General features: G+C 61.8%; 15 protein-coding genes. 1 reads left to right on the top strand and 14 read right to left on the bottom strand.

Features of this window, described 5'->3' with window-relative positions; all coding sequences use genetic code 11:
- The first annotated feature begins 4 nt into the window (after positions 1 to 4).
- The gene (locus tag QA637_RS00250; protein WP_153438810.1) at positions 5 to 262 is read left to right on the top strand and encodes a BQ00720 family protein; all 258 of its coding nucleotides are present in this window, start codon (positions 5 to 7) and stop codon (positions 260 to 262) included.
- Between the two features lie 136 nt (positions 263 to 398).
- On the opposite strand, the gene trmB is transcribed toward QA637_RS00250, so the two are convergent.
- From trmB to trpS, 14 genes are all read right to left on the bottom strand, one after another.
- Complete coding sequence (trmB, locus tag QA637_RS00245; protein ID WP_283062823.1) at positions 399 to 1,097, bottom strand: tRNA (guanine(46)-N(7))-methyltransferase TrmB; 699 nt, start codon at positions 1,095 to 1,097, stop codon at positions 399 to 401.
- Between the two features lie 159 nt (positions 1,098 to 1,256).
- Positions 1,257 to 2,540 (bottom strand): methionine adenosyltransferase, encoded by a 1,284-nt coding sequence (metK, locus tag QA637_RS00240; RefSeq protein ID WP_153438814.1) that lies wholly within the window; start codon positions 2,538 to 2,540, stop codon positions 1,257 to 1,259.
- 265 nt (positions 2,541 to 2,805) lie between these two features.
- Positions 2,806 to 3,225 (bottom strand): helix-turn-helix domain-containing protein, encoded by a 420-nt coding sequence (locus QA637_RS00235; RefSeq protein ID WP_153438816.1) that lies wholly within the window; start codon positions 3,223 to 3,225, stop codon positions 2,806 to 2,808.
- A gap of 146 nt (positions 3,226 to 3,371) precedes the next feature.
- A complete protein-coding gene (gene lnt / locus QA637_RS00230) occupies positions 3,372 to 4,967 on the bottom strand; it encodes an apolipoprotein N-acyltransferase (protein ID WP_283062821.1) in 1,596 nt (531 codons plus the stop codon).
- Positions 4,968 to 5,164: 197 nt separating this feature from the next.
- Entirely contained in the window at positions 5,165 to 6,313 is a 1,149-nt protein-coding gene (locus QA637_RS00225; protein ID WP_153438820.1) for a hemolysin family protein, read from the bottom strand.
- Positions 6,314 to 6,325: 12 nt separating this feature from the next.
- Entirely contained in the window at positions 6,326 to 6,832 is a 507-nt protein-coding gene (ybeY, locus tag QA637_RS00220) for an rRNA maturation RNase YbeY (RefSeq protein ID WP_283062819.1), read from the bottom strand.
- Positions 6,833 to 6,851: 19 nt separating this feature from the next.
- A complete protein-coding gene (locus tag QA637_RS00215) occupies positions 6,852 to 7,907 on the bottom strand; it encodes a PhoH family protein (protein WP_153438824.1) in 1,056 nt (351 codons plus the stop codon).
- Between the two features lie 26 nt (positions 7,908 to 7,933).
- On the bottom strand, positions 7,934 to 9,334 hold the full coding sequence (gene miaB / locus QA637_RS00210; RefSeq protein ID WP_283062817.1) for a tRNA (N6-isopentenyl adenosine(37)-C2)-methylthiotransferase MiaB: 1,401 nt from the start codon (positions 9,332 to 9,334) through the stop codon (positions 7,934 to 7,936).
- A gap of 55 nt (positions 9,335 to 9,389) precedes the next feature.
- Entirely contained in the window at positions 9,390 to 10,214 is an 825-nt protein-coding gene (gene olsA, locus QA637_RS00205) for a lyso-ornithine lipid O-acyltransferase (RefSeq protein WP_283062815.1), read from the bottom strand.
- A gap of 104 nt (positions 10,215 to 10,318) precedes the next feature.
- Positions 10,319 to 10,816 carry a GNAT family N-acetyltransferase gene (locus QA637_RS00200; RefSeq protein WP_153438830.1) on the bottom strand — a complete coding sequence of 166 codons (498 nt, stop codon included), beginning with the start codon at positions 10,814 to 10,816 and terminating at the stop codon, positions 10,319 to 10,321.
- A 6-nt stretch (positions 10,817 to 10,822) separates the two neighbouring features.
- Entirely contained in the window at positions 10,823 to 11,482 is a 660-nt protein-coding gene (gene tsaB / locus QA637_RS00195) for a tRNA (adenosine(37)-N6)-threonylcarbamoyltransferase complex dimerization subunit type 1 TsaB (protein ID WP_283062812.1), read from the bottom strand.
- Positions 11,483 to 11,602: 120 nt separating this feature from the next.
- Positions 11,603 to 12,169: a NifU family protein gene (locus tag QA637_RS00190; RefSeq protein ID WP_153438834.1), complete on the bottom strand. Its 567-nt coding sequence runs from the start codon at positions 12,167 to 12,169 to the stop codon at positions 11,603 to 11,605.
- Between the two features lie 186 nt (positions 12,170 to 12,355).
- Positions 12,356 to 12,847 carry a universal stress protein gene (locus QA637_RS00185; RefSeq protein ID WP_153438836.1) on the bottom strand — a complete coding sequence of 164 codons (492 nt, stop codon included), beginning with the start codon at positions 12,845 to 12,847 and terminating at the stop codon, positions 12,356 to 12,358.
- A 52-nt stretch (positions 12,848 to 12,899) separates the two neighbouring features.
- A complete protein-coding gene (trpS, locus tag QA637_RS00180; RefSeq protein ID WP_153438838.1) occupies positions 12,900 to 13,964 on the bottom strand; it encodes a tryptophan--tRNA ligase in 1,065 nt (354 codons plus the stop codon).
- Positions 13,965 to 13,999: the final 35 nt, after the last annotated feature.

Below are 13,999 nucleotides of genomic sequence, written 5' to 3'. Positions count from 1 at the left end.
CACCATGGGACTGAAAACCATCAACACATCGCTGTCGAAGAACGACCTCGCCCATCTTGGCGAGGGCGAAGTCGGCTATATCCGCAAGATGCGTTCGGAGGAGGTCTCCCGTTGTTTCCCGGAAGCTCCTGAGATGGGCCCCGGAATCGATCTGTGGGCCCTGTTCGGCGCCGACGGCACGCCGATCCTTTTGACCGACAATCGCTCCAGCACCTTCTTCAAGGCGGCCGAAGACGATCTTCGCACCGTCAGCCTGCACTGAGCGGCAGTACGGGCGCGTGAACGCCCCTCATCCGGCCTGCCGGCCACTCCCGCCAGCGGGGAGAAGATGGCTCGCGAAGTCGCCTCAGTCCCCCCTCTCCCCGCGAGCGACACGATGAGGGGCCAAATCCAAGATTCTAAACGCGCCGGAACGTGAGATAGGCGGAGTTCCGTCCTTCCCGGCGCGCCTTGGCCTCGTAGCGCGTGCTCGGCCATCCCGCGAAAGGCGTGAGCCAATCGGCCGATTTTTCGGCCGTCCACTCGAAGGCTGCGTGGTCGCGGCAGTGAAGCAGCGTCCAATTGACGTAGGTGTCGATATCCGAGGCGAAGCAGAAGAGCCCGCCAGGGTTCAGGATGCGCGCGAACCGGTCCAGGTTGACCTTGGAAACGAAGCGCCGCTTCCAGTGCTTACGCTTCGGCCAGGGATCGGGATAGAGCAGATCGATCTGGTCGACTGAAGCCTCGGGCAGCCAGTCCAGCACCTGCGTCGCGTCGTCGTCATAGAGCCGGACATTGGTAAGCTTTCGCGCCTCGATCTGTCCGAGCAGCTTCGCCATCGAGTTGACGAAGGGCTCGACGCCGATAAAGCCGGTTGCCGGATCCTCCGCGGCGCGGTGGACGAGATGTTCCCCGCCACCGAAACCGATTTCCAGGCGAATGCGCCTCACCGGCTGCGGGAAGAGCGTCGCCAGGTCAGCCGGCGCCGGCTCGGCGAGATCGAGCCGGAGCGTGGGGAGCAGATGCTCGAGATGGGCAGCCTGGCGTTCGCGCAAGGGCTTGCCCTTGCGGCGGCCAAAGAAGGCCTCCGTGGCTCTGGCGCGGCGCGGTTCGGTCATCACGATCTTCCTTCAAACAGCAAAGCGGACACTCCACCGGGAGCATCCGCTCTTGATCCCGCAATGTGGTGCGCCTGAATAGCAGTGCACCGGACCATTGCAATATTTTTCAACGCCCCGTGGCTTCGCGGCGCTGGAGATGCCCCGTCAACGGCGATGTCAGGCAGCGCGGCCGGATGCTCTCGGCACGGAGTAGGAGGCCGCGTCAAGCTCGATCGCTTCCTTGAGCGGCTTGACGAGATCGAGCTTCTCCCAGGAGAACGAACCATCGCGACCGGCCTTGCGGCCGAAATGGCCGTAAGCGGCGGTCTTGGCGTAGATCGGCTTGTTGAGGTCGAGATGACGGCGGATGCCGGTCGGCGAGAGATCCATCGTCTTGCGAATGGCGTTTTCGACCTGATCTTCCGTGACCTTGCCGGTTCCGTGCAGATCGACATAGATCGACAGCGGCTGGGCGACACCGATCGCATAGGAGAGCTGGATCGTGCAGCGGTCGGAAAGGCCGGCTGCAACGACGTTCTTCGCCAGGTAGCGCGCGGCGTAAGCGGCCGAACGGTCGACCTTGGTCGTATCCTTGCCCGAGAAGGCGCCGCCGCCATGCGGGGCCGCGCCACCATAGGTGTCAACGATGATCTTGCGGCCGGTGAGGCCAGCGTCGCCGTCAGGTCCGCCGATGACGAACTTGCCGGTCGGGTTGATGTACCAGGTGCAATCGTCGGAGATCTTCAGATCGGAAAGCGCTTCGCGGATATAGGGTTCGACGACGGAGCGGACCTTGGTGGAATCCCAGCTCTCATCGAGATGCTGCGTCGAAAGCACGATCGAGGTGACTTCGGCCGGCTTGCCATCGACATAGCGCACGGTCACCTGGCTCTTCGCGTCGGGGCCGAGCTTGGCGACTTCGCCTTCGCCCTTCTTGCGGGCAGCGGCGAGCGTCTGCAGGATGCGGTGCGAGTAGTAGAGCGGCGCCGGCATCAATTCGGACGTCTCGCGGCAAGCATAGCCAAACATGATGCCCTGGTCGCCGGCACCTTCCTCGCCCTGCTTGTCCGAAGCGTTGTCGACGCCTTGCGCGATGTGCGCCGACTGGAAGTGCAGGAGCACGTCGATCTTCGCCGTCTTCCAGTGGAAACCGTCCTGCTCGTAGCCGATGTCGCGGATCGCCTTGCGGGCGGCGGACTTGAACTTCGAAGGATTGATGACTTCGTTGCCGTTCTTGTCCTTCTTCAGCAGACTCGGCGGCAGGCGGACTTCGCCGGCAATCACGACGCGGTTCGTCGTTGCCAGTGTCTCACAGGCAATGCGCACACCCCAGGGATCGACACCCGTCTTCGCCGCCTCGCGGTAGACCAGATCGACGATCTCGTCGGAAATACGGTCACACACTTTGTCCGGATGACCTTCGGCTACGGATTCACTCGTGAACAGGTAGTTTGCGCGCATGCGGGAAGTCCCCTCAATGAAAGAAGCGGTGCGAACGTGTTAGTGGTTTTGCCGCCGAAAAACAAGCGAACAACGACATAAATATATCTTTATATCGGTATTGCCAGCCGAAATCTCAACCTGCATGTCTCCTTGAATCCTACCCGATTCAAGAGTGCGGCAGCGACGGTTGCGCGTTTGGCAAGAGCGCCGCGCCGCAGGGCGAAGCGCGCAAAAAAAGCGGCACTCAGGCCGCTTTGTTTTTGTGGTCTGTGAACCGCGCTGGCTATTCGCTTTCCGCCTCGGCGGCCAATGCCTTTACCAGGTCGACCAACTTCCGCCGTACCTTCGGGTCGGAAATCTTGACGAAGGCCCGATTGAGCTGAAGTCCTTCGGAGGACGACAGAAAATCAACCACGTAGTTGGAGCTGGAGGCTTCGGCCATGCCGGATGCGCCGCCGGCGCCTTCCCCGGGGGCATCCTCGAAGAAGAACGACACCGGAACGTTGAGGATAGCAGAAATGTTCTGCAGACGGCTCGCGCCAACGCGGTTCGTTCCCTTCTCGTATTTCTGGATCTGTTGGAAGGTGATCCCCAGGGCTTCGCCGAGCTTTTCCTGGCTCATGCCCAGCATCGTCCTGCGGAGGCGAATCCTGCTCCCGACATGAATGTCGATCGGGTTCGGCTTCTTCTTGTTTTCAATCATGTCCGCGTTCCTAAACACGCTGTTTCGGGTGCCCGCAACCTGGCATCGCGCAGATCGCTCCTTTGCAACCTTGCCGGCAATCAAGAGCCCCACCCGTGGGTGAAGGTTGAGGGATTCGGCCACTATGCAATTTTAGGGGTTTTAGGTCAATTCTTCCTAATATTAAAACCAGCGCGCGAAATCGCTGCAACCAAAAAGAGTATTCCGGCTGTTAACCAGAAGATTCGGCAGCGCGTGGCAGCATCCGTTACGCTAAGCATTTTTCCCGGCAGAATTGTGTCTGTAACCCCCTTGTAATTGTATCCCAATCCTACCACTAAAACACCACGTGCATCAACAATTGCTGATATACCGCTGTTGGCTGCCCGGATCATCGGCGTTCCAGTCTCGACTGCACGCAACTGCGCCTGATGAAAATGCTGGCGCGGACCGGGTGTGTCGCCGAACCAGGCGTCGTTGGTGATGTTGAGCAGGAAGTCGGCTAGCGGAGCGTTGCCATCGATCTCTTCGGGGAAGATCGCTTCATAGCAGATGAGTGGATAGGCCGTCCTGCCGCCCGGCAGCGTAAGAAGCGCACGGCTTTGGGCAGGCGAAAAGCCGCCGGGCATCGAGGCAGCGACAGCGCTTAGCCCCCAGGAGGCAAGAACATCCTCGAACGGCAGATATTCGCCGAAGGGGACGAGGTGAACCTTGTCTGCGGCACCGACGATCTGGCCGCGATCGTCGATAACATAGATCGAGTTGTAAAAGCGCCGCGGCAGGCCGGCCCCGGCATCCTCGACGCGGACAGCGCCGGCAATGAGGATCTGCCCGTCGTCCAAGACCTCAGCGATGCGTGCCAGCGCGTCCGGGTTGTCGGTGAGTATGAACGGGATCGAGGTTTCCGGCCAAACAATGATGTCCGGACGTTTTCCGCCATCCTTGGCCGGTGCGGTCGTGAGAGCGAGATGCTCCTCGAAGACCGATGAGCGTTCGCGGTCATCAAGCTTTTTCGCCTGATCGACCACCGGCTGAACCAGGCGCACCGTCAACTCAGGCGCCAGCGGTTGGGGCGCCGGCTGTGAAAGGCGATAGAAGCCGAAAGCCAGATGCGCGCCAAAGAGCGCGACGGCAATCGCGAGGCCCGCACGCGCGCCCTTTCCGGTGGCGACGAGAGCCGGCGCTGCAAACACGAAGACCGCGAGCATATTCATCGTTGCAAGGTTCACGACGCTCGCCGACTGCATCATCACGGGCATCGGCATCAACGCATACCCGATGGCATTCCAGGGAAAGCCCGTGAACAGAAAGCCGCGGAGCCATTCCGCGATGCCGAAGCCGAATGCAAGGGCGGCGATCCTGCCCAGGCCATCCGACCAGATACAACGCGCCAGCGCGACTGCGAGGGCGTAAAAGAGCGCGAGAAAGGCAGGCAGGCCGACAACGGCGAGCGGCAGCGCCCAGGCAAACAGATCCGCCTCGATCAGCAAGGCATTGCCAAGCCACCAAAGGCCGCCAAGAAAGTAGCCGAAGCCGAAGCTCCAGCCGATCGACAAGGCCGGCCAAAGCCTGCCGAGCCGGCCCCTCTCAGGATCACCCGGCGCGCCGTCGATAAGCCAGACGAGGACAGGGAACGAGACGAAAGCGGCCGCGAAGATACCGAAAGGCGGCTGGGTGAGAACGGTCAAGAGCCCCGCGACGAAGGCAATGAATACCCGCAACGCCCCGGAGATGAGCATAATCCTGCCTGCCAGCCCTGCCATACAGCCTCCAATAGACGCAGAATCGCACCTCGACCATGCGCAGGAAAAACCACCGAATCATTCCGCGGCAGTCTTCCAAAAAAGCGGCTGCTTGTCCCGATCGCATACGTTGCACAGCATGGCCTTGCGCCAGAAAATCGAATCGATTTTGGGCTATCCCAGATCGTTTGCGGTTTCGCTGAGACCGTGAAGCGAAGCTATTGTTCCGGCGTCGGCTGCGATCCGGCACCGACCTCGGCGTCGCGGCCGACGGGCGTTTCCCGCTCCGTTTTCACTACCCGGCGACGGGCCAGCGGGCGCTTGCGCATGATGCGCACCCGTTTGACGCGCCGCGGGTCGGCATCGAGGATCTGAAACTCAAAACCAGGAATGGCCTGGACCACTTCGCCGCGCACCGGAATGCGTCCGAGCGAAGCGAAAACCAGTCCGCCGAGCGTGTCGACGTCCTCGAGCTGCTCGCGCACGTCGAAATCCGGGCCGATCGCCTCGGCGATCTCTTCCAGTTCGACGCGGGCATCGGCGACGAAGACATCATCCGAGCTGCGCGCGAACATGACCTCTTCATCGTCATGCTCGTCCTCGATATCTCCGACGACCATCTCGACGATGTCCTCCAGCGACACGAGACCGTCCGTGCCTCCGTATTCATCGATGACGAGCGCCATCTGGATGCGCGCCGCCTGCATCCGCTGCATCAGGTCCGAGGCCAGCATCGACGGCGGCACGAACAGGACCTGGCGAACGATGCCGGCCTCTTCCACTGTCTTCCCGAGATCGACACGCGAAAGATCGAAACCCGCTCGTTGCTGCCTCGGCATCCGTTCCGCCCCAACCGGGACCGTCGGCTGCGCCTTGCCGTTGCGGCGCCGGTTGCGGGCCTGCTTGGTGACATAGGCGAGCAGATCGCGGATGTGCACCATGCCGCGCGGGTCATCCAGGCCCTCGTTGTAGACTGGCATGCGCGAGCGTCCGGACTCCTCGAATATGACCATGAGCTCGCCGATCGTGATGCTCTGGTCCACGGCCTCGATATCGGCGCGCGGCACCATCACGTCCTCGACGCGAACCTCGCGGAAACGCAGGATGTTGTTGAGCATTGCCCGCTCTTCGGGCGAGAACGCGGCATTGCTGTCCGCATCCGTCATCAGAGCGTCGGCGAGATCTTCGCGCAGGCTCGACGGGCTCGCTCCGCGCAGAAGGCGCGCGGCTCGGCTCCAGAAGGAGGTGGTGGATTTGCTGCTCTCCTGTCGGGGAGCGGCGGTGCTACTACTGCCCGCCTCGGCCTCTCCGGAAGCTTCCGCTTCGTCGGCCACAACGGCAGCCGGCTGTGTGTTGGTGTCGCTCATCGTTCCAAACTGTTAATCCGGGGAACGATCCCCGTAGGGATCAGATAGGCCAAGACGCGCCAAAATGCGAGTCTCTAGGCCCTCCATTCTTTCCGCTTCGTCGTCTTCGAGGTGATCATACCCGAAAAGATGGAGGAATCCATGCACGAGGAGGTGCATCAGATGCGCGTCAAACGGCTTCTCCATCTCGACCGCCTCGCGCTTCAGCGTTTCATAGGCAACGATGATGTCACCGAGCATCGGCCCCGGCATCTTGCCCGGCGTCACAGGAAAGGCAGGAAAAGACAGCACATTGGTCGGCTTGTCCTGGTTTCGCCATTCCGCGTTGATCGCCCGCATGGAAGCGTCATCGGTGAAGACCAGCGAGACTTCCAGCGCGTCCGGCGGAAATGGCTGCTTTTCCTCGCGCGCAAGGAAATCGGCCGCCGCCTCGAGAGTGCGTTCCGAGAAGGATTGCAGCTCATCTTCCGATGGCCAATCGCCCTCCTCGACGCTGATCTGAATATCCAAAACCGTCATGGCTGCAACGAACCGCCGGTCAGCGATCGCTCTGCTCGCTCTCGTCGTGAACCGCGGTGTGGGCTTCATAGGCCCTGACGATCCTCGCCACCATCGGATGGCGGACGACATCGGCATCCTTGAAGCGGATCACCGAAACGCCCTCCACGCCATTGAGGATCTGCAGCGCCTCCACGAGGCCCGACTTGACGCCGCGCGGCAGGTCGATCTGGCTCGGATCGCCGGTGACGATCATCCGGCCGTTTTCGCCAAGACGGGTCAGGAACATCTTCATCTGCATCGATGTCGTGTTCTGGGCCTCGTCGAGGATCACGGCGGCATTGGCGAGCGTGCGCCCACGCATGAAAGCGAGCGGCGCGATCTCGATCACGCCCGCAGTGATCGCCCGCTCGACCTTGTCGCCGGGCATCGTGTCGTAGAGCGCATCGTAGAGCGGTCTCAGATAAGGGTCGACCTTTTCCTTCATGTCGCCCGGCAGGAAGCCCAGGCGCTCGCCGGCTTCGACCGCCGGCCTCGAAAGAACGATGCGATCGACCGCGCCGCGCTCAAGAAGCTGAGCGGCATGAGCAACGGCAAGGTAGGTCTTGCCGGTGCCGGCCGGGCCGATGCCGAAGACGAGTTCCGCTCGCTCCATCGCGCGGATATAGGCATCCTGCATGGGTGTGCGCGCAGCGATGGTCTTCTTGCGCGTCGAAATCTGCGCCATCGTCAACTTGGCTTTGCGTTCCATGGTCGGCAACTGCAACTGGTCGTCAGCAGCGACCGCCATGCGGATCGCTCCCTCGACATCGGACGTATCGATCGAACCGCCACTCTGCAATCTTCCGTAGAGATAGTCGAGAGCGCGCCGCGCCTGGTTTGTCGCCACCACATCGCCCGAGATGGCAACAGAGTTTCCTCGCGGCCTCGCATCGATGCGCAGGCGCTCTTCAAGCAGCTTCAGATTCTGGTCGAACTGGCCAAAGAGTTCGCTGGCAAAGCGGTTGTTCTCGAAAGTGAGCACGAAGTGATTGGCGTCTGTCGCAGATGTTTTTGACTGGCGCGGTGATGAAGAAATCAATTCGTGTCCGTCCAAGCGGTTAAGCTCCTCGCTCTCGGTCCCTATGCGATCATCTCGGCAAAGAGGCTATTGGAGCCTGCTTTGATGATTCGTACTTTGATAATGTCACCGATTTGCGATGTTTTTGCATCAACATTCACCGGCTGCAGCCAGGGTGAACGACCGACGAGCTGGCCGGGCATGCGGCCGGGCTTTTCCAGAAGCAGATCGATCTCGCGTCCGATACAGGCATGAGCGAATTCGCGCTGCTGTTTCATGAGCAAAGTCTGCAATCTTTCCAATCGCTTGGCCTTCACGTCCTCTGGAACCTGATCCTTGAGTTCGGCCCCCGGCGTGCCGGGGCGGCTCGAATACTTGAAGGAAAATGCCTGTGCATAACCCACCGCCTCCACGAGACGCATGGTATCCTCGAAGTCTTCGTCGGTTTCACCCGGAAAGCCTACGATGAAATCGCCGGACAGGGCAAGGTCGGGCTGAGCCGCGCGGATGCGATCTATCAGAGCGAGGTACTCGGCTGCGGTATGGCGCCGGTTCATCGCCTTCAGGATGCGGTCGGATCCGGACTGAACCGGCAGATGCAGATAAGGCATCAGCTTCGTCATCGACCGATGCGCCTCGATGAGGCTGTCATCCATGTCGCGCGGATGGCTGGTCGTATAACGCAGGCGTTTGAGGCCCTCGATTTCCGCAAGACGGACGAGAAGATCGCCCAAGCCCCAGTCGCGGCCATCCGGGCCGGCGCCATGCCAGGCATTGACGTTCTGCCCGAGCAGGGTAATTTCGCGTACCCCGCCTTCGACCAGTTTTTCGGCCTCAGCAACGATCTGAGCCACCGGTCGCGACACTTCCGAGCCGCGCGTATAGGGGACGACGCAGAAGGTGCAGAACTTGTCGCATCCCTCCTGCACCGTCAGGAAAGCGGTCACGCCGCGGGCTCGTGTCTTCGCCTTGTCCGGTGCGGGCAAATGCTCAAACTTGTCCTCGATCGCATAGTCGGTCTCGACGACGCGCTCGCCGTCCCGCGCTCGCTTCAACGCCTCGGGAAGGCGGTGATAGGTCTGCGGGCCGATGACGAGGTCGACCGCCGGGGCGCGGCGAAGGATTTCGTCGCCTTCGGCCTGCGCGACGCAGCCGGCAACGCCGATGACCATTTCGCGGCCTTCGCGCGCCTTCTCCTTCTTCAATTCGCGCAGCCGGCCAAGCTCGGAATAGACTTTTTCAGCCGCCTTCTCGCGGATATGGCAGGTGTTGAGCAGGACGAAATCCGCTTCCTCCAGGACGTCAGTCGAAACATAGCCGTCGCGCGAAAGCGCATCCGACATGCGGTCGGAATCGTAGACGTTCATCTGGCAGCCATAGGTCTTGACGAAGACCTTGCGCGAGGGTGCGTGTTCCTCGCCCGGCACCGGCGTTTTCGACAGAAGAGCTGTTTCCTGGGTCATGCGGGGTTCTTTAGTGCATGGCGGCCCAAAGTTGAAGCATTTTCGGCGCGGATGCCTATCGCTCCGCCCGCGCCACTACCCGCTCCAACTTTGGCCGACCCCTCAGGCGGTCCGACAGCATGCTGCGAATGCGCGCCTCGATCGTGCGGCTCACGTCTTTCCGATTGGCATGGCGGTCGTAGTCCACCGCCTCACCGAAATCGACGTCCACGTCGAGCGCGCCTTCCCGCAGCACGCCAAGAAGGTGCGGCACCAGTCCGATGTCGCCGGGCCAGGCGGCGATCGGCCTGTTGTAGCGCCCCATGGGCATGCCGTGTATGCCGGTGTAGGAAATGGCGAGTGGTTGAACATGGACCACCCCGGTCGGCGAGTGCGGAACCGCAGAAGCGGCGGCGCCGAAGAGCGAGGTCTTGATGTCGAGCAACCGGTTGCCATCCGACGTCGTGCCTTCGGGGAAGAGCACGACGATCTCTCCATCGGCGAGCCTTCGGCCGATCTCGTTCACCTGGTGACCGGTCGTGCGCTTCTGGTCGCGCTCGATGAAAACAGAGGCCTGCAGGCGGGCGAGAAGCCCGAAGACGGGCCAGGTCTTCACCTCGGACTTGGCGACGAAGACGACGTCGGCCACGGAAGACAGCACCAGAATATCCTTCCAGGACACGTGATTGGCGCTCAGTAGCAACGGACGCCGGCGCTCGGGCTCGCCATGAACGCGAACGCGAAGACCGAGCAACAGGCATGCCACGCGGTGCCAGAAACGCGGCAGCCACCGCCGCGGCTTCAAATCCAGCCAAAGACAAAGGATCTGCACCGGCATCAGCACCAGCGAGACCAGGACAAGCAGCGCGCCGCACAGGGCAACCCGGACCCAATTGATCATTCGCGAAGGCTTTCCAACCCGCTCATCTTTCGTTCATCGTTCGGGCCCGCGCCATTTTCGGAACGCGGCCATACGCATCCGAACGGGAAATGTGATGAATCGGACTAACGAAGATCGAGTCGCATGACAAGCGCCGCCGTGCGCGCTCCTGTCGAGCTCTGGTAGTAAGCCCGGCGTTCGCCAACCTTGAGGAAGCCGAGTTTCTGATAGAGGCCGAGTGCGGCCTCATTCGTTTCGTCGACTTCGAGGAAGAGCGCCTCGGAACCTTTGACGAGCGCCTCGCGCATGGCGGCCTGCATCAGGCGCCAACCGAGGCCCGAACGGATGAAGCGCGGATCGACGCCGATGGTCAGGATTTCGGCCTCACCGGCTACGGCCCGCGACAGCACAAATCCGCCGAACGCAGGGCGAAAGGCGCCGCTCGTCTGGCGCGCCACGAAGCCGAAGACGGTATCCTGCGACAGCAATGCGTGAATTTCACCGTCGCTCCAAGGAGAAGCGAAGCGTTGGCGATGCAGCGCCGCAGCGGCAACAAGGTCACCCTCCTCGAGCGGGAAGATATCGAACTCCGTCCGACGGGTGAAATAATCGGTCAAACTCATCGTGGTCTAGGCTCGGGTTACGGCAAAACCTGCCTGAGGTTTCGCATCCGGTCCACGCAAGTATAGCGGTTTCGGCTTGGCCGAGGCTGGATCGGCATTGGCACCCAACCGGCCAACAACAGCAATGTCGATATCGTCCGGCATTCCACCTGTCCGCACATGGCCAACGAGAGAGGCGCCGGAGCCGCAAACGGTGCCTTCGAAGCCGGAAAGCCGGTCGCGCGCCTCCGTCACCGACAGGATTTCGGGCTCGCCCATTGCTCGACCGGAGGCGTCGAAGCGTTGGACGTAGACTTCGTCCCGCTTTGCGTCGATGACGACGAGAATCGGCTGGCCGGGTGTCGTCAGCCTGGCGCTTTCGGCGGCGACCTCGAGCGTGGTGATCCCGACAGCCGGCTTGCCAAGCGCGAGCGCAAGGCCGCGTGCGGCCGCAACGCCGACACGAATTCCGGTGAAGGATCCGGGGCCGATTGTGACTGCGATACGGTCAATGTCTGCAAGTTGCCTGTCGGCGGCGAGCAGCGCCTCGTCGACGAACTCCAACAGACGCTCGGCATGGCCACGTCCAATGTTCGCGCCCGCACGGCCCACAACCTCGGCGGAGGCGCTGTCATAGACCGCAGCGGAGCAACCGCTGCCGGACGTATCGATGGCAAGCACTAACATGTCAGCCGCAATGGCCTCCTCCATTGCTTCGCGCACAGATCCGGCGCGAAGTGCCCTTACAGCCGCTCTTGGCACGCGCTCTCGCACGCGACGGACAACGACGGGACAGGGCGCCCCGGATCAGACGGATTCGACTGCTTCAACTTCCGGAACGAAGTGGCGCAGCAGGTTCTGGACGCCGTGCCTCAACGTAGCGGTCGAGGACGGGCAACCGGAGCATGCGCCCTTCATGTTCAGGAACACGGTGCCATCCTTGAAGCCGCGGAAGGTGATGTCGCCACCGTCCTGGGCAACGGCCGGACGAACGCGGGTTTCAAGCAATTCCTTGATCGTGGCGACGATCGCTTCATCGCCCTCGTCGAAGAACTCGCCTTCCTGGTCCGTTTCTTCGGCGCGCCCGGCACCCGACATGACCGGCTGGCCCGACATGAAATGCTCCATGATCGAGCCGAGGATGGCGGGCTTCAGGTGTGGCCACTCCTGGCCTTCCTTGCTGACCGTGATGAAGTCATAACCGAAATAGACGCCGGTTACGCCCGGGATCGAGAAGAGCCGGGACGCCAAAGGCGACCCTGCACGGGCTTCTTCTTCGCTCCGGAATTCGGCCGTACCGTTCTCCATCACCACCTTGCCCGGCAGGAACTTGAGCGTGGCCGGATTTGGCGTGGCTTCCGTCTGGATGAACATCTCTCTCTCCGTTTCGCCGGAAGCGCTTACCGACCGGCTTTTTAGAATTGTTCAAAAATATAGGTGTTTCGCGCCGCCCTCGCAAGGGCTCATCCCGTCGCACGTGGACCGCGAAGATCGGGACGGCGGAGCGTGGCAAGACCGTGTCTTCCCGACTTGGCCGCAATGCCGCACGGAAAAAGCGCTCTAACTCAGTGCGTCTATTTCCTCGTCGGTCAGCATATCGGGAATGACGGTCACGGGGATCGGAAAGGCCGCGGCCTTCCCGGCGATGGACGACACCAACGGTCCCGGCCCTTCCTTCGCAGATCCGGCTGCAAGCACCAGAATGGCGATGTCGCGGTCATCCTCGATCACGGCGTGGATCTGCTCCGTGGCGATCCCTTCGCGAATGACGATTTCCGGTTCGATACCGATGCTTTCGCGCACCGTCTGCGCCACCTTTGCCAGCGTCGCTTCGGCCTCTTCGCGCGCTTCCGCGCGCATGATCTCCTCGACCCCCAGCCATTGCTGGAAGTCGCCATCGGCGATCACGTAGAGCAGCACCAGGCCGCCATTGGAGTTCTTCGCGCGCATGCCGGCATAATGCACGGCGCGGCTGCATTCGGGCGTATCGTCGATCACCGCCATGAACTTGCGGCGATGACCTTCCAGTCGTGAGAGTCGGGTGGAAACCATGCGGCGAACATTACATTGCCGTTCGCCGCCCGCAAGGTCTCATTTTTGTCCGCTACTGCAAAAACCCGATGATTTCGCGAACCTCGCGCATCGTCTTTTCCGCGCGCGCCCGCGCCCGCTCGCCACCACGCCTCAGGATTGCGTCGATGTGCGCGGTATCATCCATCAGGCGACGCATCTCACCGGTGATCGGCGACAGCACGTTGACGGCAAGATCGACCAGGGCCGGCTTGAAGACCGAGAACTGCTGGCCCCCGAACTCCGCGAGAACCTCGTCCTTCGTCTTGTCGGAAAGCGCCGCATAGATGCCGACGAGGTTTTCGGCCTCCGGACGGCCGGCGAGGCCGTCGACTTCGCTCGGAAGCGCGTCGGGGTCGGTCTTGGCCTTGCGGATCTTCTTCGAGATTGTCTCGGCATCATCCATCAGATTGATGCGCGACAGATCGGAAGGATCGGACTTCGACATCTTCTTCGTGCCGTCGCGCAGAGACATGACGCGCGGCGCCGGCCCGCCGATCAACGGCTCGACGGGCGGGAAATAGGCATGGATCGGCTCTTCACCGACGACGATATCGACGCCGTAACCGCGCGCCCGGATATGCTCCATGAAGTCGATGTTGAATTTCTGGGCAATGTCGCGCGTCAGTTCCAGGTGCTGCTTCTGGTCGTCGCCGACCGGAACGTGCGTGGCACGGTAGACGAGAATGTCGGCCGCCATCAGGCTCGGATAGGCGAGCAGGCCGAGCGAGGCGTTTTCGCGATCCTTGCCGGCCTTGTCCTTGAACTGGGTCATCCGGTTCATCCAGCCGATACGCGCGACACAATTGAAGATCCAGGCGAGCTCGGCGTGTTGCGGCACGGCCGACTGGTTGAAGACGATATGCTTTTCCGGATCGATGCCGGAGGCGATGAAGGCGGCCGCGATCGAGCGGATCTGGCCCGGCAGGTCCTCATGCACAAGCTGCGCGGTGATCGAATGCAGGTCGACGACGCAATAGATGCAGTCATTGTTTTCCTGCAGGGCGACGAACTTGCGGATCGCGCCGAGGTAATTGCCGAGATGCAGGTTGCCGGTCGGTTGTACGCCGGAAAATACGAGCGGCTTGAATTCGTTCATGTCGTCCTCAATCGGGCTTGTGGAGGGCCCGTCTC

It is taken from the genome of Sinorhizobium terangae (assembly GCF_029714365.1).
GTDB classification, from domain to species: Bacteria; Pseudomonadota; Alphaproteobacteria; order Rhizobiales; family Rhizobiaceae; genus Sinorhizobium; species Sinorhizobium terangae.
This window is presented reverse-complemented; position numbering and strand designations above follow the sequence as displayed.

Coding starts and splice junctions, on each gene's coding strand:
- QA637_RS00250 (WP_153438810.1), top strand. CDS start 5: ATGGGACTGAAAACCATCAACACATCGCTGTCGAAGAACGACCTCGCC.
- QA637_RS00235 (WP_153438816.1), bottom strand. CDS start 3,225: ATGATTGAAAACAAGAAGAAGCCGAACCCGATCGACATTCATGTCGGG.
- ybeY (WP_283062819.1), bottom strand. CDS start 6,832: ATGACGGTTTTGGATATTCAGATCAGCGTCGAGGAGGGCGATTGGCCA.
- trpS (WP_153438838.1), bottom strand. CDS start 13,964: ATGAACGAATTCAAGCCGCTCGTATTTTCCGGCGTACAACCGACCGGC.
- tsaB (WP_283062812.1), bottom strand. CDS start 11,482: ATGTTAGTGCTTGCCATCGATACGTCCGGCAGCGGTTGCTCCGCTGCG.
- miaB (WP_283062817.1), bottom strand. CDS start 9,334: ATGACCCAGGAAACAGCTCTTCTGTCGAAAACGCCGGTGCCGGGCGAG.
- QA637_RS00185 (WP_153438836.1), bottom strand. CDS start 12,847: ATGGTTTCCACCCGACTCTCACGACTGGAAGGTCATCGCCGCAAGTTC.
- QA637_RS00190 (WP_153438834.1), bottom strand. CDS start 12,169: ATGTTCATCCAGACGGAAGCCACGCCAAATCCGGCCACGCTCAAGTTC.
- metK (WP_153438814.1), bottom strand. CDS start 2,540: ATGCGCGCAAACTACCTGTTCACGAGTGAATCCGTAGCCGAAGGTCAT.
- QA637_RS00200 (WP_153438830.1), bottom strand. CDS start 10,816: ATGAGTTTGACCGATTATTTCACCCGTCGGACGGAGTTCGATATCTTC.
- olsA (WP_283062815.1), bottom strand. CDS start 10,214: ATGATCAATTGGGTCCGGGTTGCCCTGTGCGGCGCGCTGCTTGTCCTG.
- trmB (WP_283062823.1), bottom strand. CDS start 1,097: ATGACCGAACCGCGCCGCGCCAGAGCCACGGAGGCCTTCTTTGGCCGC.
- lnt (WP_283062821.1), bottom strand. CDS start 4,967: ATGGCAGGGCTGGCAGGCAGGATTATGCTCATCTCCGGGGCGTTGCGG.
- QA637_RS00225 (WP_153438820.1), bottom strand. CDS start 6,313: ATGAGCGACACCAACACACAGCCGGCTGCCGTTGTGGCCGACGAAGCG.